At 32.4% G+C, this 25,232-nt stretch carries 22 protein-coding genes, 2 tRNA genes and 2 other annotated features; of the genes, 15 read left to right on the forward strand and 9 right to left on the reverse strand.

What is annotated here, in order from left to right:
• Positions 1 to 141 precede the first annotated feature (141 nt).
• A complete protein-coding gene (locus ACYSNW_RS15240) occupies positions 142 to 1,011 on the reverse strand; it encodes a C40 family peptidase (protein WP_461745922.1) in 870 nt (289 codons plus the stop codon).
• A gap of 639 nt (positions 1,012 to 1,650) precedes the next feature.
• On the opposite strand from ACYSNW_RS15240, the gene ACYSNW_RS15245 reads away from it, so the two are divergent.
• Together ACYSNW_RS15245 and ACYSNW_RS15250 are read left to right on the forward strand one after the other, a co-directional pair.
• Positions 1,651 to 1,941 (forward strand): hypothetical protein, encoded by a 291-nt coding sequence (locus ACYSNW_RS15245; protein WP_461745924.1) that lies wholly within the window; start codon positions 1,651 to 1,653, stop codon positions 1,939 to 1,941.
• Between the two features lie 50 nt (positions 1,942 to 1,991).
• Positions 1,992 to 2,957 (forward strand): tetratricopeptide repeat protein, encoded by a 966-nt coding sequence (locus ACYSNW_RS15250; RefSeq protein ID WP_461745926.1) that lies wholly within the window; start codon positions 1,992 to 1,994, stop codon positions 2,955 to 2,957.
• 896 nt (positions 2,958 to 3,853) lie between these two features.
• Here the strand turns inward: ACYSNW_RS15250 and ACYSNW_RS15255 are convergent.
• A tRNA-Arg gene (locus ACYSNW_RS15255) sits at positions 3,854 to 3,925 on the reverse strand.
• 62 nt (positions 3,926 to 3,987) lie between these two features.
• Between ACYSNW_RS15255 and rpoN the strand changes: the two genes are divergently transcribed.
• Positions 3,988 to 5,316: an RNA polymerase factor sigma-54 gene (gene rpoN, locus ACYSNW_RS15260; RefSeq protein ID WP_461745928.1), complete on the forward strand. Its 1,329-nt coding sequence runs from the start codon at positions 3,988 to 3,990 to the stop codon at positions 5,314 to 5,316.
• 437 nt (positions 5,317 to 5,753) lie between these two features.
• Here the strand turns inward: rpoN and ACYSNW_RS15265 are convergent, their stop codons facing one another.
• From ACYSNW_RS15265 to ACYSNW_RS15275, 3 genes are all read right to left on the reverse strand, one after another.
• Positions 5,754 to 6,254 (reverse strand): GNAT family N-acetyltransferase, encoded by a 501-nt coding sequence (locus tag ACYSNW_RS15265; RefSeq protein WP_461745930.1) that lies wholly within the window; start codon positions 6,252 to 6,254, stop codon positions 5,754 to 5,756.
• Between the two features lie 29 nt (positions 6,255 to 6,283).
• The gene (locus ACYSNW_RS15270; RefSeq protein ID WP_461745932.1) at positions 6,284 to 7,513 is read right to left on the reverse strand and encodes a hypothetical protein; all 1,230 of its coding nucleotides are present in this window, start codon (positions 7,511 to 7,513) and stop codon (positions 6,284 to 6,286) included.
• 681 nt (positions 7,514 to 8,194) lie between these two features.
• Positions 8,195 to 8,267, reverse strand: a tRNA-Thr gene (locus ACYSNW_RS15275).
• Between the two features lie 276 nt (positions 8,268 to 8,543).
• Between ACYSNW_RS15275 and ACYSNW_RS15280 the strand changes: the two genes are divergently transcribed.
• From ACYSNW_RS15280 to ACYSNW_RS15315, 8 genes are all read left to right on the forward strand, one after another.
• Entirely contained in the window at positions 8,544 to 9,056 is a 513-nt protein-coding gene (locus ACYSNW_RS15280) for a nucleotidyltransferase family protein (RefSeq protein ID WP_461745934.1), read from the forward strand.
• Positions 9,057 to 9,130: 74 nt separating this feature from the next.
• Positions 9,131 to 9,371 (forward strand) — a binding site (T-box leader).
• A 46-nt stretch (positions 9,372 to 9,417) separates the two neighbouring features.
• Positions 9,418 to 9,675, forward strand: a binding site (T-box leader).
• Positions 9,676 to 9,732: 57 nt separating this feature from the next.
• Complete coding sequence (locus ACYSNW_RS15285; protein ID WP_461745936.1) at positions 9,733 to 10,575, forward strand: MetQ/NlpA family ABC transporter substrate-binding protein; 843 nt, start codon at positions 9,733 to 9,735, stop codon at positions 10,573 to 10,575.
• Positions 10,576 to 11,646, forward strand: coding sequence for a methionine ABC transporter ATP-binding protein (locus ACYSNW_RS15290; protein WP_461745938.1), 1,071 nt, complete (start codon positions 10,576 to 10,578; stop codon positions 11,644 to 11,646).
• 24 nt (positions 11,647 to 11,670) lie between these two features.
• Positions 11,671 to 12,351, forward strand: a complete 681-nt coding sequence (locus ACYSNW_RS15295) for a methionine ABC transporter permease (protein WP_461745940.1) — start codon at positions 11,671 to 11,673, stop codon at positions 12,349 to 12,351.
• 15 nt (positions 12,352 to 12,366) lie between these two features.
• A complete protein-coding gene (locus ACYSNW_RS15300; protein ID WP_461745942.1) occupies positions 12,367 to 13,200 on the forward strand; it encodes a MetQ/NlpA family ABC transporter substrate-binding protein in 834 nt (277 codons plus the stop codon).
• Between the two features lie 11 nt (positions 13,201 to 13,211).
• Positions 13,212 to 14,408: an amidohydrolase gene (locus tag ACYSNW_RS15305; protein WP_461745943.1), complete on the forward strand. Its 1,197-nt coding sequence runs from the start codon at positions 13,212 to 13,214 to the stop codon at positions 14,406 to 14,408.
• A gap of 84 nt (positions 14,409 to 14,492) precedes the next feature.
• Positions 14,493 to 14,945, forward strand: a complete 453-nt coding sequence (locus tag ACYSNW_RS15310) for an NUDIX hydrolase (RefSeq protein ID WP_461745945.1) — start codon at positions 14,493 to 14,495, stop codon at positions 14,943 to 14,945.
• A gap of 390 nt (positions 14,946 to 15,335) precedes the next feature.
• On the forward strand, positions 15,336 to 16,886 hold the full coding sequence (locus tag ACYSNW_RS15315; protein ID WP_461745947.1) for an ABC-F family ATP-binding cassette domain-containing protein: 1,551 nt from the start codon (positions 15,336 to 15,338) through the stop codon (positions 16,884 to 16,886).
• A 66-nt stretch (positions 16,887 to 16,952) separates the two neighbouring features.
• Here the strand turns inward: ACYSNW_RS15315 and ACYSNW_RS15320 are convergent, their stop codons facing one another.
• From ACYSNW_RS15320 to ACYSNW_RS15335, 4 genes are all read right to left on the reverse strand, one after another.
• On the reverse strand, positions 16,953 to 17,882 hold the full coding sequence (locus tag ACYSNW_RS15320; protein ID WP_461745949.1) for a metal ABC transporter substrate-binding protein: 930 nt from the start codon (positions 17,880 to 17,882) through the stop codon (positions 16,953 to 16,955).
• Complete coding sequence (locus ACYSNW_RS15325; RefSeq protein WP_461745951.1) at positions 17,879 to 18,736, reverse strand: metal ABC transporter permease; 858 nt, start codon at positions 18,734 to 18,736, stop codon at positions 17,879 to 17,881. The genes ACYSNW_RS15320 and ACYSNW_RS15325 overlap by 4 nt, the downstream gene beginning before the upstream one ends.
• Positions 18,733 to 19,479 carry a metal ABC transporter ATP-binding protein gene (locus tag ACYSNW_RS15330; protein ID WP_461745953.1) on the reverse strand — a complete coding sequence of 249 codons (747 nt, stop codon included), beginning with the start codon at positions 19,477 to 19,479 and terminating at the stop codon, positions 18,733 to 18,735. The genes ACYSNW_RS15325 and ACYSNW_RS15330 overlap by 4 nt, the downstream gene beginning before the upstream one ends.
• 184 nt (positions 19,480 to 19,663) lie before the next feature.
• A complete protein-coding gene (locus ACYSNW_RS15335) occupies positions 19,664 to 20,881 on the reverse strand; it encodes a serine hydrolase domain-containing protein (protein ID WP_461745955.1) in 1,218 nt (405 codons plus the stop codon).
• A gap of 366 nt (positions 20,882 to 21,247) precedes the next feature.
• On the opposite strand from ACYSNW_RS15335, the gene ACYSNW_RS15340 reads away from it, so the two are divergent.
• The 4 genes from ACYSNW_RS15340 (at position 21,248) to ACYSNW_RS15355 (ending at position 24,995) form a co-directional block, all read left to right on the forward strand.
• Entirely contained in the window at positions 21,248 to 22,216 is a 969-nt protein-coding gene (locus ACYSNW_RS15340) for a ribose-phosphate diphosphokinase (protein WP_461745957.1), read from the forward strand.
• A 231-nt stretch (positions 22,217 to 22,447) separates the two neighbouring features.
• Positions 22,448 to 23,350, forward strand: coding sequence for an EamA family transporter RarD (gene rarD / locus ACYSNW_RS15345; RefSeq protein ID WP_461745959.1), 903 nt, complete (start codon positions 22,448 to 22,450; stop codon positions 23,348 to 23,350).
• A 71-nt stretch (positions 23,351 to 23,421) separates the two neighbouring features.
• Positions 23,422 to 24,558, forward strand: a complete 1,137-nt coding sequence (locus ACYSNW_RS15350; RefSeq protein ID WP_461745961.1) for a cysteine desulfurase family protein — start codon at positions 23,422 to 23,424, stop codon at positions 24,556 to 24,558.
• Between the two features lie 95 nt (positions 24,559 to 24,653).
• Positions 24,654 to 24,995 (forward strand): DUF1831 domain-containing protein, encoded by a 342-nt coding sequence (locus ACYSNW_RS15355; RefSeq protein ID WP_461745963.1) that lies wholly within the window; start codon positions 24,654 to 24,656, stop codon positions 24,993 to 24,995.
• Positions 24,996 to 25,232 lie beyond the last annotated feature (237 nt).

The following is a 25,232-nucleotide window of genomic DNA, read 5'->3' on the forward strand; positions in this document are numbered from 1 at the left end:
TAAATTGAATGAATAAAAAACAAGAAATCCTAAGGCAATCAAAGATTGATTCTATGGATTTCTTGTTTATATTTTTTTGAAGTTACTCATAAATAATTAGAATTCATTGGTGGAAAGCAACCTAATTTCTTGATGCAAAGGTTACGAAGTGATTCTAATGCCAAAACTAGGTGCAAATGAAGCGACTGTACTAATTTCGACGACAGCTCCTGGGACTGGTGCGTGGATATAAGAACCGTTTCCCATAGAAATTGCTACATGATAAGAACTACCCTGACTGCCCCAAAAAAGTAAGTCGCCTTCTTGCGCTTCTTCTATAGAAATGAGTTCACCAGCCAATTCTTGATCTGTTGTTGTTCGTCCAATCGTCCGATTGACTTGAGAAAAAACGTATTGAACTAGTCCAGAGCAATCGAAAGCATCGGGACCGTTAGCCCCATATACATAAGGCTTACCAAGTTGTTCTTGTGCCTTATCTATAATAGTCTTTTTAGTATTAGCTTGTTTATCATTTTTATTAACTAATTCAATTTGTTGTTCATATATTGCCTGTTTTTCAACTAAACTTTTTTCTTCTTCATTTAATTCATAAACTATTTTTTCTAATTTATCTTTTTCTAGTCGCAAAGTAGCAAGTTGCTCTTTTTTATTCGTTAAAAAATCATTACGATTGTCTAGAATTTTTACTGAATGACTTAATAAATGAATAGAATCAATTTTTTCATTTTTTACATGATTTTTTTCAGTAAATAGAGGTATTTCATTTTTAGAGGATAGATCAGTTTCAATTTTTTGAATTTGTTTTGATAATTCCTCTAATTTTTCAAGTGTGATTGAATTTTCTTCGCTATTTTTTCGTTGTTGTAATGTTACTTCATCTATTTTTTTAGAGATATGTTCAATTGAAAGTTCAGTAGAATTTTCGGCGAAAGCTGATTCCCTAGATAAGAACAGAGTGGGAAAAATGACACTACTTATAAATAGTGTTGCAATCAGTTTATTGTATTTCATAAAAAGCCCCTTTTAAAAATTTTAATCAGTCTGTATTAAAACACATAATGACGAATTAGTCTGTATAAAAAGAGTTAAATTAGTGTGTCCGAAATTACATAAAAAGCATATTTATTTCGTAAATAAGTGAAATAATACAAAGCACTCTTCAATTGTTAGAAATAAATAGTGAAGAGTTGATTTTATTTTTTTGATGAGTTGCAATTCGTTTTTAATTCAAGTGAGGAATTATTTTCTTAATTAATTTAGAAGAAGATTATTAATCTTGCTAATTTATGTAGATAAAAATAGAGATGATTGTTTTTAAGCTAATTTTATGCAAAAAAAGATCTTATTAATAATTATATTAAGGTCCATTTTTGGGATTAAATAAGGTATACTAAAGTTACGAAATTTTACTTTTAAATATTCTCAAATGTCGAAAAAAGTAATTACTAATTTTTCTTGTTAATAAGATAAAAACAATTAAAAAATATTATTCAAGAAAAAGAGAGCTTTCATATATCTTATTGGAACTTTTAGTACTACAATCTTTTCACGGGATATAAGATTATAATGGACAAAATTGTAAAAAAAAGATAAGCTTAATTTTGATCACTTGTATCATTGATTGAGCAAATGTATATTGGAGGTAATTGGATGGAAAACAGAGTTAACGCCCTAACGTTTGGACAATTAAAAAAAATCATCAGTGATTTAGAGCGTGATAGCGGCATTACGAATGAAACGAAAGTCTTTATTGATACTGGTTGGGATAGCGTGCAAGAAGTGGAACCGAATGCATTTTGTGTGGAAAAAGTAATGGAATTTAAGGTGCAAGATGAGTGGACAAAAGAAACGTATTTTGGTTTTTCTCTAATTGAAAAAGCAGAACGAATGAAAGCGGATGGAGAACCAGAAACTGCAATTATTATTAGAAACTTGTATTAATTAGTTGGGAACAAAATAGTCAGTAGTCTTAAAGGAAGGCGGTATTTCTTTTGTCAAATAGGATTCCATTTCCCAAAAATTATGAACGTTTTATTCAGCTTGGAAAAGAAGCAACGAATAGCAATGATTTGAAAAAAGCAATTGATTATTTTCGTAAGGCGTATGAAATTCGCCCAGAGTTTTCATTGAATCTATTATTGGCAAATACCTATTTAGATGTCGGTGAAAATGACCAGGCGTTGTTTCTGGCTATGGATAAGAAAGAAGAGTATCTTTCTTGTATTGAATTTACCGAAATGTTTATACAAATTCTAATTCAAAATCAGAAATTCATTGATGCCCACTGTGTAATCAATGAGCGCATATTATTAGAGCAAACGGGTGAATTGAAACAGCTCATTTTATTGAAGAAAAAAGTTAGAGATACAGAACGAATGTATCAACAATTTGAAATGAGAAAAATAAAATTACTTGAGGATGAACTAGCAGATTTAGCTAATCACAACTACTATGAACAGTTATCTATTGTAAAAAAAGCAGGAAAATTACCACAAGAAGAATTTGTAGCGATTGGGAAAAAAATAGTGTTAAACGAACAAATTCATAATTTAGTTCGTTCATGGGTTTTAGAAGAATTTGCTAAATTACATATCAAAGAACCAATCGATTTTATTTGGCGTGATGCTGAAAGGTATCAAGTTATTCCAGTAACGGTAGGTAATTCTTTGGATTGTGGGGCTTATCAGAGGATATTACTTTTTTTGGAGAAAGAGCTAGTAAATAATAACCCCATTTTATTGTCGGATGTATTAGAAGAAATAAAACTTCATTTTTCATTACTGTATCCTTTAGCTGATAAAGTTATAGTAAATCCCAATCTATGGGCCGTTAGCTATTTAATAACATATGATAGTGAATTAACAAGCAAATACCAAACAGAAAAAAATAAGGAAGAGTTACTTGCTATTCAAAAAGTTCAGGAAGAAATTCGTGACGAACTGTCATTGCTGATTTGATTTCTCAGGAGCTATCAGGAATATTCGAGTATCTCAATCAACCGTTTATTGTAATTTGAAGGATTAAGTTGTACGATTATAGATCAAGTAAGCTTTATTTGCTTATTTGATTTTTTTTTCTTTTAAAAAAATAATCAAAGCCAAACTAAATGATAAAATAAAGTAAAGAAAAATTAATCCTTCAATCAAGACAATAATTAGTTCAATCATTTTTATATTCAACCACTTAATAGGGATAACGTATTTTAGTAAAATATCGATTATTATAAGCAAAACAGAAAACAGTAAAAGATTTTTGTGACGAAGACTCATAAATTAGTAACAACCTTACTTAGAATTTTTAATATTCTTTGATAGAGAAATTCTTTAAACGAAAGTGCTTGGTATTTTGAGAACAAATCATTTTTTTGATAGGTGTATATATTATATATAGTCAGAAACGTTTCTTTGAATCTGAAAAAGAGAACAGTAGATAGTGAAAAAATAAGTAACTTAAATAAAAAATAGGGAAATAAATAACCATTATTTTGCATTTCGTTTCCTTTTTTTATTAAATATATCCTTAAATGGAAGCTTTGTCAATGGTTTGTGATTTTTTTGTTTTTCGTTAAAATAACTAAATTAAATAAATATTATATTCGATTTAAGTTGTAAAAAAAACTTATGATAAAAAAATAAATGAAAAAAACTGTAATACAACAATTGATTTATTGTATTACAGTTAAAATATAAAAATGATTTGAAGTAACTACTTGCCTCGGTAATTGAAGATTTTATATAAGCATCATTCAAAGAAGTAAAATAGATAGAGCAAATAAAAATATGGTATAATCAGTTGTATTGTTAGTTGTATTGTTGACTAGACCAGAAGGGTAAATATATAAATAGTATAAAAACGCGTCCTGAGGGAATCGAACCCCCGTCTCAAGAACCGGAATCTTACGTGATATCCACTACACTAAGGACGCAAGCACGTTTAATAGTTTAGCTGATATTCAAAGAAATTACAAGAGGGAGGATGAAATTTTTAATGAAATTTGGGCAACATTTATCCCAACAACAAAAGCAAGTGCAAAAACTTGCCATGACACAACAATTGCAACAATCTATTCAAATCTTACAATATAATTCTGAAGAGTTATATTCCTATATTGAATCTAAAGTATTAGAGAATCCTTTGATTGATAATCAAACAGAAACTTCGTACAGTGATCTTTCTTTTTCTGGCAGTAAAGGTATTTCTGGGGATGAAGAGCTTAACTATATTAATCAAATACCAGATACACAAGTTTCTTTATTTGAATATTTAATCGATCAAATACATTTGAACTATCGGGCGACCTATCTTCGAAGTCTGGTCTTATTTTTAGTTGAATCGATTGATGTAAATGGTTATTTGACGATAAGCTTAGAAGAGGCAGAAAATCAAACTGGGGCAACGGCTATTCAAATGTTAGATGCTTTGACCTTAATTCAACAGTTAGACCCTGCTGGTGTTGGAGCAAGAGATTTGCGTGAGTGCTTGCTATTGCAAGTAGAACGTGATGAACAGGCACCAGATTTGGCCTATATTGTATTAGAAGAAGAATTTGACCATTTTGTTGATCGAAAGTGGTCATTGATTGCCAAAAAGTTTAAGGTAGAACTTTCAGAGATCCAAGCTATTTTTGATTATGTACAAGTTTTGACGCCGACACCGGGCAATGTCTTTGATCGAACAACGGATCTTTACATTCGACCAGATTTACTTGTAACTATCAAAGACGAACAAATTTATCTAGAATCCAATAAAAAAGGACGGCCGAATATTCAATTTCAGCAAGCTTATTTTGATAAAATGCAAGCAACTGAAGATCAAGAGGTGCAAGCCTACATTAAAGAGAAGAAAAATGAATTTGAATGGTTACAAAAAACGATTCAACAAAGAGGCGACACTATTTTGAAGATTGGGCTAGAAATTGTGAAAAGACAACAAGAGTTCTTTTTAGATGTTGAGCGGACCTTAAAACCAATGACTTTAAAAGAGGTTGCTGAAGTGATTGATGTCCACGAATCGACTGTGAGCCGAGCAGTAAATGGAAAATATCTACAGACAGAATTTGGCGTGTTTGAATTACGTTCGTTCTTTTCACATGGATTATCGACAGGAGAAAATTCAGTAGAAATCTCTACCAGTGGTGTAAAAAAACAATTGCAGGCATTAATTGATCTTGAAGATAAAGCTAAGCCATTATCAGATCAAAAACTAGTTGATTTACTTCAGAAAAAAGGGATTAAAATCTCAAGGCGCACGGTTACTAAATACAGAGAAGCGCTTGGTATTGCTAGTTCAGCTAAACGAAAAAGATATGATAAGTAAAAAGAAGAGCAGGGCTAAGAATCAAGTAGGTATGACACCTTCTCGTAGCCCTGCTCTTCTTTTTCGACGTTGTTGCAATAAGTGACAAATAATTAAAAAATGACAAAAAATACGAAAGGTTTCTATTCGATGTTGAATGATTTCTATTAGGTATTTGTCCATTTCTTGTTCTTTTTCGCTTATTTTCGTAGGAGTGACTCATCGTTAACCTAGGTCATAAAAAATCATTTAGAATCGAGCGATTAGAGGAGGTTGGAACAAAAGTGTTTTCTACTCTACTATCTCCGCCACATTTAATTGATTCTAATCGTTTTATGGTGTTTGTTTGATTTTAGAAGATAAAACAAAAGTGATTATTATTTTATCTTCTCCTTTTTTAGCAAGTCCTTATATTCTAGCTGTTTATCTGATTGAAAAAATGATTTTTGGTTCGGGAATTATTTTGCTCGCCAATAAAGATGTTCTGATGGTAGGCCTTCTTCAATTCCTTTCCAGACAGAAGTAAACCCATTTTTTAGTAATATTTTTTTGGAAGCTAAATTATTTGGATCAATAATTGCTAAAACTGGTACTTTCTCAAGTTGGGGAGAAGTTTGAATTTTGTGCAGCTGATCTCTAACAAATTTTGATGCGTATCCGTTTCCCCAATAGTTTGGCAGAATCATATAACCGATTTCGATTTCTTTTTTATCCGTCCATGAAAGTTTGCCAAAACCGATATAAGTTTCGCCAGCCATGATTTTGTAATAACCAGTTACGTCATGATTGATTTGATTGTAGTGGATAATTTTTTCAAAGTTATCTTTTGCTTCACTAGGTGTTTCAGCTCGCTCAGTGATGTAACGCATCACATTGATGTCAAATACCAGTTCATTGTAAAGTGATTGATCTTCGGTGCAATAAGGGATAAAACTAATTTTTTTATTTTGGTTTAACAAAGAAAGACCTCCTTGGTTATTAAGTTGATTTAGTGTTTAAATGAATTATTTCGATACTTTATTTTTGAAAAAACTAAAATGAATAATGAAAAGCTAGAAATAAAAAAAGCTATTTTTGATAATAAAGTATACGAATAGGAAACTTCAATCTCATTATTTCCATTATCAGATTCTAAAGTAATTAAAATATCTTTAGAATTGTTTCTGTCTACTTTTTTTCCATTTAGTTTAACCTTAAGTCCTTTATAACTGTATATTGGTAAAGTGATTTCTTGATTTTGCTCAGTAGTAATTTCAACAAAGTATTTATCAGAAGTTATTTTTTTGTTGTAATTGACGATTTGATTGTTTACTCTTACTTCATGATTTTTAACTTGATCTAAGTAATTTTCGAATTCTTTAGGCCTGTAGTCAAGGGATTCAGAATTTGTAGCTAAAGAAATGATTTGATTATTGTTTATAAAAGGGTCATTTTTTGAAAAAAGTCCTTCATAATTTAACATACTGTGTATTGATTGAGAATTGAGTAAAATCGATAAAATAGTAATAGTTATAAAAATAGCTGTCTTATGTGATGTTTTGAAAGAAAGTATAGAAATATATTTGCAGGCAAGAAAACACAAAATTAATGTTGCTATTCCAAGTATTCGCCAAGGAAACTGGATAATATTTATGGGATTTTTTTGAAGTAATTGCCAAGGAAAAAGCTTTGTAGATAGAAAAAGAGAAATAAATCCTACGATAGCCAAGTATTTATCAATTTTATTCATTTTAAAAAAAATGATAAGAATAAATAGTATGAATACAATCGGTATTAAACCAATAGAGTATGAATAAAGTTGATGTTTCATACCACCTTCAAAAAGATTATATACATTTAAAGCTCTATCTTTCAAAATGATTTCATGCGGAGGATTTATAGGTTTAAATAGCGATTGTTCTATCATCGGTAATATAAATGCAAGAGAAAGAAATAGAGAACATAAACCAGCTTTTGACATGTTTAGAGTAATAGATTGTTTAAAGCTATTTTTTGATAGCATAGCACTTATGTAGAAAAAAAGTATAAAAATAAAAACAATTAAACTTGAAAGTACATGAGTATAAATCAATAAGCTAAAGCTGATAGATAGCAACAACCAAGAATTCTTATTTTGTACAATAATTTGATAAGTAGCTAAGAATGCTAAAGGTAAGATGGTTAATCCGATGCTCTCACCAAGTGCTCCTCTATAAAAAATACATACAGCTCGATACATCGAAAAAGTATACGAAATCGAAAAGAGAAGGCTAGCGAATTTGTTAGAACAAATCGAATAAAAAGAAGAATGAGATATCAAAAAAGTTGCTAAAGTCAATAAAAATAGGAATAAATTATATGACAAAACAAGGTTTTTGGATAGAAAGTAAAAAAAATAAATAGGATAGATAGTCAACCAGCCGTAAAATAGATTAACTGGTAATCCAACAGAACAGTAAGAAGAAAAACTTATTGGGGAAGTCCAAATAGTTGATAATCCCATGATTCTGTTTAGATGGAATTCTGTATCATAATTTCTTAGAAGAATGTTATTGTTTATTTGATAATATAGATAAAAATAACTTAATAAAGAATATAACAGTAACAAAAAAATAATGGCAGTACTGTTATATGCTCTTTTTTTAGTATAATATTTTTTGTAATGTTTTCTTTTCACAAAAGCACCTCAGTTATTAGGAAATTTAATCAAAAATATATAAATTCTTAATCATTTAGCCTGTATCATATAATAAGATTAAGTATAAAACGGATTGTTTCTCGATTCAAGACTTAAAAAACTCTTATCTCTGTCGTGAGAAATAAGTGTTTCGATTGAGTTTATGTTTTAGGAAACAATATGGTCTTCTGCATAGAAAAAAGCTGAATTCTTTAAAAAAAGAACTCAGCCTTTTTTACTTTAAGCCACTTGACGGGCTTGAACCGTCGACCTCAGCCTTACCATGGCTGCGCTCTACCAACTGAGCTAAAGCGGCAATATGTTTAACACAAATAATAGAATACCCAATAGAAAGGGATTTGTCAATCATTCGTAGTATAATTTCTCGAATTAGATTGTTTTTCTTACGTAATTTTTCGGCGTTTTACTTTTTGCCTGTTTAGTGTCAAAATAAAGAGAAGATAGTGGACTATTTTATAGTCTAATCATCAATTTTAAGCTTAAATAATCTACTTCTAGATTATGATAATTGAAAGAGGAGTTAATAAATGGAAGTTAAGGAACTAGGACCATTTTAAAAACGAATCAAGAAATGATGTGTCTTTTAAAAATCATTCAGGAATTAAATTTAAAAGATTCTTGGTTATGTGCTGGGACGATTAGAAATTTTATTTGGAACTATCTTGAGGGGAAAATGAAACTAGATCGTATGACAGATATTGATATCATTTTTTTCGATCCATTGATTTCTTACTCAAATACACTTGAAATACAAACAAAACTAAGTGAAAAGGATCCTGAATATGATTGGGAAATCAAAAACCAAGTATTTATGCATAATCATAATCCAGATACAGAGCCTTATAAAAATTCTAGAGATGCAATTTCAAAATTTCCCGAAAAATGTACGGCTATTGGTACAAGATTATTGGGGGATGAACTTGAGCTTTTTTGTCCATATGGCATTGAAGAAATTGTTGAGTTCATAGTTAGCCCAACACCTTATTTTCAAAAAAATGAACAACGGATGATGGCTTATAAAGAAAGAGTGAACGGGAAAAATTGGTCTGACAAATGGCCTAATTTAAAAATAGTGGTTGATTGAATTAAAAAGTTAAATAAAAAAAGTAGTTGACAATCGAAAAAAAGTAACGTATTATCTTAATCACAAAGTAAATAGCACATCTGTTGAAGAGAAGAGTAAATGTGGAAGAACTTTTAAGAGAGTCTCGTTTGGTGAAAAGAGACAAGTGAAGAAGCATTGAATATGGCCTCGGAAGATAAGTTGTTGAAAGACAACTTCGGGAAGCACCCGTTATCAATGCAGCAAGTTCATATCGTTGGACTTGGCTTAAGATAAACAAATTGATTGTTATCAATTGTTTAAAAAAAGGTGGTACCGCGAATTTTCGCCCTTTACTAGATTAGTCTAGTAGAGGGCTTTTTTTGTCCAAAAAAATTAAATAATTAAAGCGACGAGATGGAAAGTACAATCGGAAATTTATTTGAAAGAGAGCTTGGGTAGCTGAAAACAAGCAATAAATGATAATTGGAAAATGGCCATTGAGCAGCGCTCCGAATGAATGTTTCATAAGGCAGCGACGGTTGCACCCGTTAATGTGCTAGAGTATCCTAAGCTGAAATTAAGGCTTGGCGTACTTGATAAGGATACCTATAAGAGTAGGTATTAAATAGAGGTGGTAACACGCGAAGTCGTCCTCAAGTGTATAGATACAATACACTTGGGGACTTTTTTTATCTAAAAAAATGGAGGAAAACAAATGAAAAAGAAAATTATTTTGGGAAGTATTTTACTTGGATTGGTTGTGTTTTCGGCTTGTGGGAATAAGAGTAGTGAATCTGAAGATAAAGAAGAACAGAAAAAGGAAATTCGAGTAGGTACTTCTCCAGGACCTTATAGTGAATTATTTACTGATGCGATAAAACCGATTTTAGAAAAAGAAGGATATGAAATAAAGGAAACTGAATTTACAGAATTGATTCAAGCAGATGTCGCATTAAGTGAAGGTAGTATTGATTTAAATGTAGATCAACATACCGCCTATCTAAATAATTTCAACGAAAATAAAGGAACTGATTTAGTCGGTATCACGTCGATTCCAACAGTTCCAGCAGGATTATTTCCAGGACGTAAACAGTCATTGGAAGAGGTGAAAACTGGAGATAAAATTGGGATTCCAGATGATGCTTCTAACACAGCGCGAGCACTTAATTTATTACAAAAGGCTGGTTGGATTGAATTAGATGGTGATACAGAATCAGTAAAAGTAACAACAAGTGACATTAAAAAGAATCTTAAAGGAGTGGAACTAGTTGAAATGAATTCTGCTCAAATCCCAAGAAGTTTGGCAGATTTAGATTATGCGGTAATCCCTGGTAGTATTGTTTACAGTGCAGAACTCAATCCAGAATCTAGTTTGCTCTCAGAAGATGTACTAAAACAATATGAATTGGTTGCTACTGTCGATGGAAAAAATAAAGAGACAGACTGGTCAAAAGCAGTTGTCGATGCCTACCATTCCGATGAGTTCAAAAAATATATCCAAGAACATAATAAAAATAATTATTGGTTTATACCCGAAGAATTGAAGGAGGAAAAATAAATGATTGAGCTAAAAAATATAGATGTTACCTTCTATCAAAAAAAGAAAAAAATCGAGGCAGTAAAACAGGTTTCTTTAACCATTAATCAAGGTGATGTTTATGGAATCGTTGGTTATTCTGGAGCAGGGAAAAGTACTTTAGTTCGGGTAATCAATTTATTGCAACGACCTAATGAAGGAGAAGTAATCATAAAAGGGAAAAACATTCTCCATTTTTCAGCTAAAGAATTACGCGCGCAACGAAAAAAAATCGGAATGATCTTCCAACATTTTAATCTAATGAAAGAACGGACAATCTTTGAAAACATCGATTTTTCTTTAAAGTATTCCGGTTTGAACAAAAAACAACGAACGGAAAAAATTGATCAATTACTTGAATTAGTTGGATTATCAGAAAAAAAAGAAGCCTATCCTAGTCAATTATCGGGAGGACAAAAACAACGAGTTGCCATCGCTAGAGCTTTAGCTAATGATCCAGAAATTCTATTGTGTGATGAAGCGACCAGTGCCCTTGATCCCAAAACGACGATTCAAATTCTAGACTTATTGAAAAGGTTAAATAAAGAACTTGGATTGACCATTGTTTTGATTACTCATGAAATGCAAGTGGTAAAAGAAATTTGTAATAAAGTTGCTGTGATGGAAAATGGGGAAGTGATTGAAAAAAATGATATTGTTTCAATTTTTAGTCAACCAAAACAAGCTTTGACAAAAGACTTTATTCGTACCGCAACTCATATTGATCAAGCATTTGAAACAATTGTTCAGCATCCAAGTTTGACGAAGTTGAAATCAAATGAAGAATTAGTTGAATTTTCTTATGTGGGAGAACAAACTAGTGAGCCATTAATCGCTCATTTATATAGTAAATTCCATGTAGTGACCAATATTTTATATGGAAACGTTGAAATCATCCAACAAGTACCGATTGGTAATCTGATTGTTATTCTATCAGGTGAGGAGAATCAGCGGAAAAAAGCGTTAGCCTATTTAAAAGGAAAAGAAGTTAAAGTGAAAATACTAAAGCTTGGTGAGAGTATCGACAATATCGTTCCTCTCCATGTTGTTTAAAAAAATAAAAAAGGAAGTGAAAAAATGCAAAACTTTATTGAAAAAAATTTCCCTCATGTGCTTGAACTAAAACAAGAATTTATTACTAGTACCATCGAAACTTTATATATGGTCTTTTGGACTGCATTAATAGCGGGAATTTTAGGGACGTTATTAGGGGTTATTCTAGTTGCTACTGGACCGAAAGGCGTATTGGAAAATCGGTTCGTTTACAATATTTTAGAAAAAATTATCAATGTTTGTCGCTCGATTCCGTTTATTATCATGTTGGCATTGATTCAGCCAATCACTCGTTTTTTAACAGGAACAACGATTGGAACAACGGCTGCATTAGTGCCTTTGGTAGTTGGCGTGATTCCCTTTTTTGCTAGGCAAATTGAAAATGCGCTATTAGAAGTCGATCCAGGTGTAGTAGAAGCAGCTGAATCTATGGGAACTAGCCCAGTCGGGATTATTTTTAGAGTATATTTGATCGAAGGTTTGCCAAGTATTATTCGTGTTTCGGCAGTAACAATCATCAATTTGATTGGCTTGACTACAATGGCAGGTGCAATCGGAGCTGGTGGCTTAGGTAATTTAGCGATTACTAGAGGATATAATCGATTTCAATCGGATGTGACAATCGTAGCGACGTTGATTATTTTGGTTTTAGTTTTTGCCAGTCAATTTATTAGTAATGTATTAATTAAAAAAACATCTCATTAGGAAAGAGGAATAAAAATGAAAAAATTAGGGAAATTATTTATCGGAATTATAGCATTAGGAGTCGTTTTAGTAGGATGTTCTACAGGTAACGCTAAGAATAATGAAAAACAAGTGGTAAAACTAGGAGTTGTGGGAGCCAATAATGAAGTTTGGGAATCAGTAAAAGATCGCTTGAAGGATCAAAATATCGATTTAGAATTAGTTGAATTCTCAGACTATACACAACCAAATGCAGCATTAGCTGAAAAAGAAATCGATTTAAATTCATTCCAACACCAAATTTTCCTTGATAACTACAATACTGAACATAAAACAGATTTAGTTTCTATCGGTAACACAGTTAGTGCACCACTTGGTATTTACGCAGATAAAATTAAGGACGTCAAAGAACTGAAAGACGGGGCAGAAATCGCTATCCCGAATGATGCAACCAATGGCGGACGTGCATTATTATTATTACAAAGTGCTGGGTTGATCAAAGTAAATCCAAGTAAAAAACAAACACCAACTGTAAATGATATTACTGAAAATAAATTAAATTTAAAAATTAGTGAACTAGATGCTGCGCAAACAGCCAGAGCCTTGAAAGATGTTGACGCTTCAGTGATCAATAGTGGAATGGCTGTGGATGCAGGCTTTGTTCCTTCAAAAGATGCAATTTTCTTAGAACCGGTCAATGATACATCAAAACCTTATGTGAATATTATTGTTGCTCGTAAAGAAGATGAAAACAATGAAACGTATAAAAAAATCGTTGAAGCTTATCAAAATGATGACACGGTTAAAGTAATCGAAGAAACATCAAAAGGATCAAGTATTCCTGCATGGGAAACATTTGGTAAAAAATAGGAGGAAAGCCGATGACTGTATCAATAAAAACATCGATTAAAGAAGATATTGCTCAAGGGAAAGAAGAAGTCATTCATTTAAGACGTCATTTTCATCAATATCCAGAAGCAAGTTTAAAAGAATACGAAACAATCAAAAAAATCAAACAAGAGTTAGATAAAATAGATATTCCTTATGTTTCAGTAGGAGAAACAGGTGTTTTAGGAACTCTTCAAGGGAAAAAAGGTAGCGGCAAAACGATTGTTTTACGTGCTGATATCGACGCATTAGAGTTAAATGACGAAACGGACAAGCCTTACCAATCTAAAAATCCTGGCTTGAATCATGCGTGTGGACATGATGGGCATGCTGCTGCTTTACTTGGTGCGGCAAAAGTTTTGAAAAATCATGAAGCCGATTTTGCTGGCACGATTCATTTTGCTTTTCAACCAGCGGAAGAAATTGGCGCAGGTGCTAGACAATTTGTTCAAGGAGGCTATCTTGATGAAGTAGATCAAGTTTTCGGGATTCATTTAGACTCTAGCGTTCCAGTTGGAAAATTAGTTGCGACTAAAGGGGCAACCAATGCTTCATGTGATATTTTTAAAATCGAAGTTGAAGGATTCAGTAGCCATGTGGCTCAACCCAATGTCGGTAGAGATGCTGTTTTAGCTGCCGCAAGTATTGTTGTTGAATTACAAAAAATCGTGGCTAGAGAAGTCAGTCCCTTAGATCCAGTTGTTGTCGGTATTGGTGTCTTGGATGCTGGGACACGCTACAACATTGTCGCTAATCATGCAAAAATCGAAGGAACCGTACGTGCCTTTAGTCATGAAACACGCGCATTTGTTTTACAACGAGTAGAAGAAATAGCGAATCAAGTAGCTGAAGCGCATCGAACGAAAATTGCTTCATTTCATGTTCATGATGCAGCAGCTCCACTAATCAACAATAATGAAGCAACAGATTTAGCACAACAAATTGCTTCTGAAATCGTTGGTAGCGAAAATGTAGTGACCGATCATCCTAAAAGTTTAGGGGCAGATGATTTTGCTGACTTTCTAGCTAAAGCGCCTGGTGTATATGGGCGTGTAGGAACAAGAAATTTGGAAAATACAGATACCCATTACGGGCACCACCATGAAAAATTTGACATTGATGAAGCCGGATTAGCATTAGCTACAGAATACCATGTTCGATATGCATTGACTTATTTAGATTCCATATAGTAGGATAGATAGAGCATAAGTGAAGAAGAAGACATTTCTTTCACTTATGCTTTTTTTGTTCATTTTAATTAAGGAGGCAGAAAAATGGATTGTACATTTCAAACGGAAAAAGGGCGGTTCAATTATCGCGTAGGCGCAATTATTACGAGTGAGATAGGACGGTTATTTGTCAAGAATTCTAAAGAGCCTTATTTTTATTCTATTGGGGGTGGGGTAAAATTACAAGAAACAATGGATGAAGCAATCGAAAGAGAAGTTTATGAAGAAACAGGTGTATTAATTAAACACAAAACATTAGGGTTTATCCATGAAAATTTTTTTACTTTAGATTTAACGGGAGAAGATTACCATGAAATTTCTTTCTATTATTATATCGAACTTATGGAAGATACTATTTTAAAGGCTTCAGATGAGTTGGAACATTTGTCATGGATTCCTTTTGAAAAGCTTCCTCAAACAGATATAAGACCCGCATTTCTAAAAAAATTAACAAAAGATCAAAAAATGAACATCCAACATCTGGTAGAGAGAGGGTAGGGAGTTATTGCTTTTCAAAATAAATATGGTAAAATATCTGGTATAAAGAAAGGTGATTAAGAATGTTTTTTCTTTCAGATAAATTTACCAAAAGAATCAGCTCCCAACAAATGAATGTGATGAAGCATTGTTGTGGAGCCTAATAAAATGAATTCTTCATCGTTTAAAAACGAATCCTAAATTTTTTGAGACTAAAAGCTAGTCTTATTTAGTGTTGTTTTTTTACGGTTAAGTTTGATTTTACTAGTGTTGCTAAAAGGACAACGTGTTTCGCGCGTTGTCCTTTGTTTATAGAAAGCAAGGGAGAAAATAGGTTGACCTATTTGATTCCTTGCTTTTTTGCAATTATCTGATTTTTTAAATAATTTAATCATGAAATGAGGAAATAAAATGAATTTATTAACGATAGAAGCATTAACACAAAATTTCGGTGAAAAAATACTCTATGAGAATGCCACACTAAGAGTCAATAAAGGTGAACATTTAGGTGTGACAGGACAAAATGGTGCAGGGAAATCTACTTTGATTAAACTTCTAACAGGCGAAATTTTAGCAGATGAAGGAGCGATTACTTGGCAAAAAAATATCAAGCTAGGTTATCTAAGTCAATATGCAGAAATCAGTGAGAACAGCACCATCAATGAATTTTTACATCAAGCATATCGCTTGCTTTATGAAATGGAAAAGAAAATTAGTGAGCTATACGTTGAATTTGGTGAAACTGGAGACATGAAGTTACTTGAAAAAGCAGGGAATCTGCAAACACAATTAGATGAGAGTGAGTTTTATCAAGTTGATACGATTATCAATGATCTTTCAAATGGACTAGGAATTGAAGGGATTGGATTAAATCGACCATTGAAAGAATTAAGTGGTGGACAGCGTTCAAAAGTTATTTTGGCTAAACTGCTTTTGGAAAAGCCGGATGTGTTACTGTTAGATGAACCAACAAATTATTTAGATGATACACATATTCAATGGTTGATTAATTATTTGAATGAATTTACTGGAACGTTTATTTTAGTTTCGCATGATTTTCATTTTTTGAATGCCGTGACCAACTGTATTTGTGATATTGAATTTGGAAAATTAACGAAATACACAGGGAATGTAACAAAATCGTTTGTGCAAAAAGAAAAAAATAAAGAAAGTTACTTAAAACAATATTATGCTCAACAAGCGAAAATTGAAAGAAATGAAGCCTTTATTCGAAAGTTTAAAGCCGGAACGCGTGCCACGATGGCAAAAAGTCGTCAAAGACAATTAGATCGTATCGAACGACTTACGCCACCCAGTAATTTACGAAAGCCACAAATTCTATTTCCATATCAACCAATTGTTGCAAATCTTGCTTTGTCGACTGATCGATTAGTGATTGGTTACAATGAACCACTTTTAGCTCCCATAGATTTATCCATTCATTGTGGTGAAAAAATTGCCATCAAAGGCTTTAATGGGATTGGAAAATCAACGTTGGTAAAAACATTAACAGGAAAAATCAAACCAATCAATGGGGAGTATCAATATCCTGTAAATACTAAAATTACTTACTTTTCGCAGGATTTGATTTGGGAAAATGACTGGGAAACACCATTAGCTTATTTGAGTAATCAATTTCCTAAAAAGACGGTTAAGGAAATTCGAACGTATTTGGCAAAATGTGGTTTGCCCGATAAATTAGTAAATCAACCAGTCCGCTTATTAAGTGGAGGAGAGAAGACAAAGGTAAAACTTTGCGAATTGACAATGGCTTCAAGCAATTTTATTTTTCTTGATGAACCAACGAATCATATTGATGTTTTAGCAAAAGAAAGCTTACGTCAGGCAATTCAAAAATTTCAAGGAACAATCGTAATCGTCTCACATGAAGAATCATTTTATAAGGATATTACTGATCGAATAATCGATATAGAAAATCTGGTTAAAGAAAAAAATAGATAAAAAAATTTGAACCAAAAAACGGTGCAAGTAACTTATTTAAAAGGAACTTACACCGTTTTACTGTTTTTATTTTGACAATCCTTCATGGATTTTTTCGAGATTCCATTCCATCATTGAATAATAACTATCACCATCTTCGCCTTTTTTAGCGACTGAATCAGTGAAAATGGTACTAGCGATTGGTAAATCAGTTTCCTTAGAGACACGTTCCATGCTACGTTTATCGACACTCGTTTCAACAAACAAACACGGAACTTCAGTAGCTTCAATCTTATCGATTACTTGCTTCATTTGATCAGGTGTTCCTTGACTTTCAGTATTGATTTCCCAAATATAAGCAGCAGTTAGGCCGTAAGCTTTTGAAAAATACTTAAACGCTCCTTCACTTGTCACAAGTAATTTTTTGTTTTCTGGAATATCAGCAAATTTTTCTTTAGCTTCTTTATCCAAAGTATTTAATTTATCTATATACTCAGTAGCATTTTTTTCGTAATCAGATTTATGTTCAGGATCTTTTTCAATCAGGGTTTCTTTGATAACTTCTACGTAAGAAATTCCGTTTTGAATATCTAACCAAGCATGAGGATCTTCTTCGTTTTCACTACCTTTGCTAGTCAGATAGAGCGGTGTAACATTTTGACTGACAGAAAAATAATCCACATTTTCTTTTTTCTTAGCGGTTTCCATTAATTTTTTAAACCAACCATTTCCGCCAGTTTCTAAATTTAAGCCATTAAAAAATAGTACATCGGCTTCTGTTGCTTTGGCGATATCTTCAGGCAATGGTTCATATTCATGTGGATCAGTACCAACAGGAACAATACTATGCATATCGATATGCTCCTTACCGACATTTTCGACCATATCCGCTAAAATCGAATTTGTTGCAACGACATTTACTTTCTTTTCTTTTGAATTATCTGTTTCTTTTGTCTGGCAAGCGGCTAATAAAAAAGTAGCAGCAAGTGCCAATACGATTAAAAGTTTCTTTTTCATTCAGTTTCCCCCTCTGTCTTTTTTTTATTTGCAAATAGAAGCCCTTTTTTCGGTGAAAAGAGAAACGCGATAATGAAAAAAAAGGCTGCGGTCAAAACAATAGTTGCTCCAGAAGCTAAATTATAAGAGTAACTAAAGAATAGACCAATAATTGAACTTAAAACACCAAATGTTGAGGCTAAACAAATCATAGTTGGTAAGTGATTTGTAAGTAAATACGCGGTTGCTGCGGGCGTAATCAACATGGCAATCACTAAAATCGTTCCGACCGTTTGTAAAGAAGAAACGGCAACTAAAGTCAGTAAAAACATCAATGCATAATGGAAAAATTGAACATTCAGTCCGTACGCTTGTGCCATCGTAGGGTCAAATGAAGTGATCTGAAGTTCTTTGTAGAAAATCAAAACGAATAGAATTACTAAGACACCAACGATTGCTGTAATCAAAATATCTGAATCACGAACAGCAAGTACATTTCCGAATAAAATATGGTACAAATCGGTCGAGCTTTTAGCAAAGGAAATCATGATGATTCCTAAAGCAAAAAAGGAGCTAAAGACAACACCAATTGCGGTATCATTTTTCAATTGACTTTTTTGTGTAATAAAGCCAATCAGTAAAGCCGCTAAAACACCAAAAACAGAAGCACCAATAATATAGTTCATGCCAAGCATATAAGAAGCTGCAACGCCAGGTAATACAGCATGAGAAATGGCATCGCCCATCAAGGACATTCCGCGTAATACAATAAATGAACCAATAATGCCAGAAACCAATCCAACAATAATCGATGTGATTAAGGCATTTTGTAAAAACTGATAACGGACTAATCCGTCAATAAAATTTGTAATCATTCGTCAGCCACTCCTTTGATCATAATATCACCCATGGTCTCTCCATAAGCTGCTTGAATATTTTTATTTGTAAAAGTTAATTTTACAGGGCCTGCAGCGACTAAGTGATTTTTTAAAATAATTACTTCATCAAAATACTCTGTTACTTTGTGTAAATCATGGTGAACGATAATAATTGTTTTACCTGCATTCTTTAATTCTTTTAAAATCGTCATAATAACTTTCTCGCTAGTCATATCAATTCCTACAAACGGTTCATCTAAAACAATGATATCGGCATTTTGAGCTAAAACTCGAGCCATAAAAACACGTTGTAATTGTCCGCCAGATAGTTCGCCAATTTGTCTTAGCGCAAAGTTTTCCAATTGAACAGTTTTAAGGGCAGATAAAGCTATTTCACGTTCTGCTTTTTTAGGGCGATGAAAGAGTCCTAGTTTTGGGTAAGTTCCCAATAACACAACATCGAGTACGCTAATTGGAAAACTTAAATCTAAAGCACTTCGTTGTTCCACGTAAGCGATCCGTTTTTTTTGCAGATCGATGGGTTGTTCATCCAGTAAAACATTTCGTTCATCTGTTTTGATAAGACCTAACATTCCTTTTAAAAAGGTTGATTTCCCAGCACCATTAGGTCCGATGATTCCAGTAATTTTTCCTGGATTTATAGTTAGTGAGAGATTATTTAGGACTTTTTTTCCTGAATAACTCACGGTTAATTGATGGATTGTTACTTGATTTTTCAAAAGAAAAACCTCCTTTTTAGGTTAGCCTTAAAATTATTATAGTATAAAACTAAAATAATAGCAATTCTAAGTTAGGCGCACCTAAATTTTACAGATTAAATGAAAACTAAAATAAAAAGAGCAAGAAATGATTAGTCGAAGTTATCATTTCTTGCTCTTTTTATTTTAGTTTAAAATTCTTCAATTATGATTCAGTAATCAATTGAAACAGATTTGTTCCCAAAGTTTGATAAGTAGAATTTTTAGGATACTGATTGGTAAATAAAATTACTGCATTTTGGCAATCTTTTGACATATAGACGACTGTTTCAAATCCGTCTTCAACACCATGTCCTTTAAAAGAGTCAGGAAAATTATAGATGCCACCCATATATGAGCCATCTCCATTAGGAGACCAAACACTATTAAAAGTATCAGATGTGAGTAATTTTCCATTTAACCAAGAAGAATAGTACCAATATAAATCACCAACCGTCATTCCAACACTGCCAGTACCGACTTCTTGTTTAAAAGTCAATGGAGCATCTGGAATTGTCGTCGCGTAATTTACCTTATCATTTGCAGCATAGGTGTATGTTCTGTTTGGAGCAGAAATAAAATCATTATAAAACATCGTGTGACTTAGCGATAGCGGCTTAATATATGTATTATTAAATAAAGTTCTGTATTTTTCTCCAGTAATTTTTTCAAGTATTCCAACTAACAGATAATAATTAATCGCATCGTAATTGTATTTTCCGTATGTTCCCATAGATGAATTAGAAATCGCAAAGGAAAGAAAAGCATCATCAGACATATCGATTGTTGGTTTTTCTCCATGCTTAAGTCCAGAAGTCATTGACAATAGTTGCTGGATTGTAATTTGATTACTTAATGGTACATTTGGATAAAATTTGTCTAAAGTATCTTCTAAAGAAAGTTTGCCTGCTTGAATTTGTTGAGCGATAAGCGTTGCAGTCATTCCTTTTTGAATTGAACCGATTTGGTAAATTGAATGATAAGTATTAAGTGTCTCATTTTGAGCATTACTGTAGCCATAACCTTTTTGTAAAATGATTATTCCTTCATGAACAACCAAAGCAGTTCCGATAAAATTCCCATTTTGAAGATCTTGATCTATTTGAGTAGATAGATCTGAAGTTGGTAATACCTCTTGATTGAAATTATCAATTTGATCAGCACTAGTCGTTAATATTTTTTCTTTTTTAGGCTGTTCAACTATTGTTTTCTCTTTTGTTGTTTCAATGGTTTCTGTTGTTTTTTTAGTAGTAAAATCAAATATCTTCTTTGGGTTATCAATAATAAGATAACATTCTGCAGCTAATAATAAAATCAGAAAAATAATGATTAGGAACGGTAAAAATTTCCTGCTTTTTTTACGATGTTTTCTTCGATGTGGCATAGCGTGACCTCCTAATATCTCTTTCATTTTACGTTTTATCTTTAAAAAAGCAATTACTTATTAAGATATAGGTAGTTAATTCAACGAAGTTTAATCTTTATTTAAACAATAAAAGAAACATTGCAGAAGAAGGTAAAAAGGAAAATTAGATTTTATACCATAGCGATTTTGGCTAAACATTAGCATGAGTTAGTAATTTTGATAAGTCAGTTAGAATGAGAGATAATTTAATGAGCAAAATGTTAGTGGATTTTTTATCGAAAAGAGATGAATCAACAATAAAAGATTCAAGCTTTTTTTATGAAAAAATGCTAAAATAGATGTAATGCTTTTGAAGCTGAAAATTATTTAATTTTGGAGGAAACCATGACCCATACATATCAAGATGAAACATTACGAATATTTAGCCTAAATGCTAATCGTCCTTTAGCAGAAAAAATCGCTAAAGTAATCGGAACTGAATTAGGAAAAAGTACTTCACGACAATTCAGTGATGGAGAAATTCAAGTAAATATTGACGAAAGCATTCGTGGTGACCATGTTTATCTTGTACAATCAACCAACTTACCTGTTAACGACCATTTGATGGAATTATTAATCATGATTGATGCTTTAAAACGTGCGAGTGCGAAAACAATCAATGTTGTTTTACCGTACTATGGCTATGCGCGTCAAGATCGAACAGCAAAACCTAGAGAACCAATTACGGCAAAATTAGTAGCAAATATGTTAGAAGAAGCAGGCGCAACTCGTGTGTTGACTTTGGATTTACATACAGTACAAGTACAAGGCTTTTTCGATATTCCTGTTGACAATTTATTTACAATGCCTTTATTTGCTCATCATTATCGAAAAGCAGAGTTAGTTGGAGAAGATATCGTGGTTGTTTCTCCTAAAAATAGTGGCGTCCAACGAGCGAGAAGTTTATCAGAATATTTGGATGCAACCTTAGCGATTGTCGATCAAGAAGAAGTAGACGGTGTACGTAGCGGCTATGTGATTGGTGATATCGAAGGGAAAACTTGTATTTTAGTGGATGATATTTTGAATACAGCTGAAACAATAGTGACAGCTGCAAAAATCTTGCAAGAAAATGGTGCAAAACGTATTTTCGCATGTGCTTCTCATGGTTTGTTGACAAAAAATGCCAAAGAATTGCTGGATCAGTCTCCTATTGAACAAATTTGTATAACAGATTCAGTATTTTTAGCAGAGGATAATAAACCAAATGCTTTACAGGTTGTTTCATGTGCAGAATTGATGGGAGAAGCGGTTAAACGAATTCATGAAAATACACCAATGAGTCCATTGTTTAGTTTGGAAAAGAAAAAGTAATTTGTATGTTTGCTTCAAATTTATATACTAAGAGTTTAGTCTCATTTCACATTAAATATTCTAATTTATATTTTTAATAGCTTTTAGAACGTAGCCTGGCTTTATTTAAGAGAGTAGTAGACGATATATTAATGTCGTCTGACACTCTTTTTCTTTATAAAACAATGCCATGATTATTCGAAGTGTTTATATTATTTCTGAACAAAAAGTTCAGATGGACGGGGGTTAAGTGTGGAAGGTCAGAAAAAAGGAATTTTGTTAGGCTTTTGTGCGTATATTCTTTGGGGAATTATTCCACTATATTGGAAATTATTACCGGATGTCACAGCCATTGATATTTTATGTTATCGAATCATTTGGTCATTTATATTTATGTTACTCTATCTTCTTTTTACTAAAAAATGGACAAGTTTTTTAGTAGAGGTCAAAGCAGTTTTTAAAGACAAAAAGAAACTATTTGCTATAAGTTGTGCTTCAATTTTGATTTCAATCAACTGGTTTACGTTTATTTATTCTGTTAGTCATGGGCATGTGACACAGGCAAGTTTAGGTTATTACATGAATCCTTTAGTAAATGTACTTTTAGCTACGTTTGTTTTAAAGGAAAGATTAAGTCGTTTTGGCTTAATTGCTTGTTTGCTTGCTTTTACAGGCGTTATTTTACTAGCGATACAAACAGGTGAAATACCTTATGCTTCATTGATTATGGCGTTTTCTTTTAGTATTTATGGTTTAATCAAAAAAAGAGTTGCAATTAGCTCTTATACAGGGTTAACTATTGAAACCTTTATTATTTTACCGATTGCTATGATTTATCTTTTCTTTTTTTCAGATCAAGGATTTATGACGTATTCTGTATCAACTAATTTATTATTAATGGGGGCAGGTGTGGTCACGGCGATTCCATTACTATTGTTTGCGGAAGCAGCGAAAAGAATTTCTTATATTATTTTAGGCTTTATTCAATATGTAAACCCAACAATCATGCTTTTATTTGCGGTCTTTTTATTCCATGAACCGTATTCTCAGGCGCAATTTTTCTCATTTAGCTTTATCTGGGCTGGAATTGCAATTTTCACTTACGGAAATATTTACCTTTATCAAAAAGAACAAAGCTTGAAAAAAATTCAGTAACTGATTTTGAGGAACAAGTAGTTTTATGCTAAAATAATTTCAGTAAAAATGGATCAGAAAGGATGAGCAAATTGGAACGAATTTATTTAGATCATGCAGCTACAACACCGATCCATCCCGATGTTGTTCAAACGATCCTAACCGAAATGAATGAAAATTATGGGAATCCTTCTAGTATTCATTCATTTGGTAGACAAGCACATAAGACATTGGAAGAAGCACGTCAAGTGATTGCTACAAATTTAAACGTAAAACCGCACGAAATTATTTTTAATAGTGGTGGAACGGAAGGGGATAATACAGCAATTATTCAAACGGCTCTTTCTAGAGCAGAGCAAGGGAAACACATTATTACGACTGCAATTGAACATCCAGCGGTACTTCAGTCAATGGGATACTTAAGCCATTTAGGTTATGAAGTGACTTATCTTAGTGTGAATAAGCAAGGTCAAATTTCTTTAGCTGAATTAAAAGAAGTCTTAAGAGAAGATACGACCTTGGTATCTATTATGTATGGGAATAATGAGATTGGAAATATCTTACCGATTCAGGAAATTGGTGCGTTACTAAAAGAACATTCAGCGGTATTTCATACGGATGCTGTTCAAGCTTTTGGTTCTGAGCTAATTAATCCTTATGACTTAGGAATTGATTTATTGAGTATTTCCGCTCATAAAATCAATGGACCTAAAGGAATCGGCTTTCTATATAAAAATGATGCGATTAATTTCCCACCATTTATGCGTGGAGGAGAACAAGAAGAAAAGCGTCGTGCGGGAACAGAAAATGTAGCGGGAATTGCTGGTATGGCAACTGCCGTTAAACTATTGACGGATGAAAAAAAACAGCAACAAAAAGAACGATACAGCTATTTCCAAGAGTTGATTCTTCGTGAATTGAATGAAGCGGAAATTGATTTTGAAGTCAATGGAGATCGTGAACATAATTTAGCTCATATTTTGAACTTGTGGATCAAAGGTTTCCCTAGTGAATTATTGCTAATGCAACTTGATTTACAAGGACTTGCGATTTCAACAGGATCTGCTTGTACAGCAGGTACGATTGAACCTTCTCATGTCTTAGAAGCAATGTATGGCAAAGATCATCCTGCGGTCAAAGAATCGGTTCGCATTAGTTTTGGACTAGGTAATAAGGAAGACGAAATTCTTCGTTTTAGCGAAACATTGATTAAAATAATAAAAAGATAACGTTCTAAAAAAGTAGTAGAAAACAAGATTTTCCCTAGTCAAAGTGATGAAGAAACACTATAATAAAAGTAGATAAGAAAAAAAGAGGTGGAAGAATGGCATTTAAAGAAACAGCAACGGTTGAAGGTGCAGCGGTTGTCTACAAAGTCAATGCGAATGCAAAAAAATATACATTAAAAGATAATGGTTTTTCTGAAACTAATTCGGGGAATTTCCAATTGATTCGTCCATTGGATGCAACACCACAAAGTAAAGAAGGCTTCAAATTAAAAATCACAATTGCTGGTGATTTAAAAACATTGAAAATGTCAATCACAACAGCAAATGGCTTAAAATCAATGAATATTTTTAAAGGAACACAACATGATATGAGCCAAGAAAAATTTTACTTTTTGATGGATGGTATGATCAGTCGTGGCGTTTTAGAAAAAGTTTAGTATTTTTAGAAATGAATAAAGGGCAGTGGTGGATGAAAGTTCATTGCTGTTTTTTTGTTTAAAGATGTTAGTAAATTTTTGAAAATATGAAAGTTCTTTTTTTATGAAAGAAGCAAGAACGGTCTTTTAAAAGGATTTAGTAAATATAAATTTTACAAGTATCCATTTTTTTTAAATCGTAGTATAATAAAATTTACTGAAAAGTTGCGACCTTCAAATCGTAGATGATTTCAGAAT

The sequence above is a fragment of the Enterococcus sp. LJL99 genome (assembly GCF_054871725.1).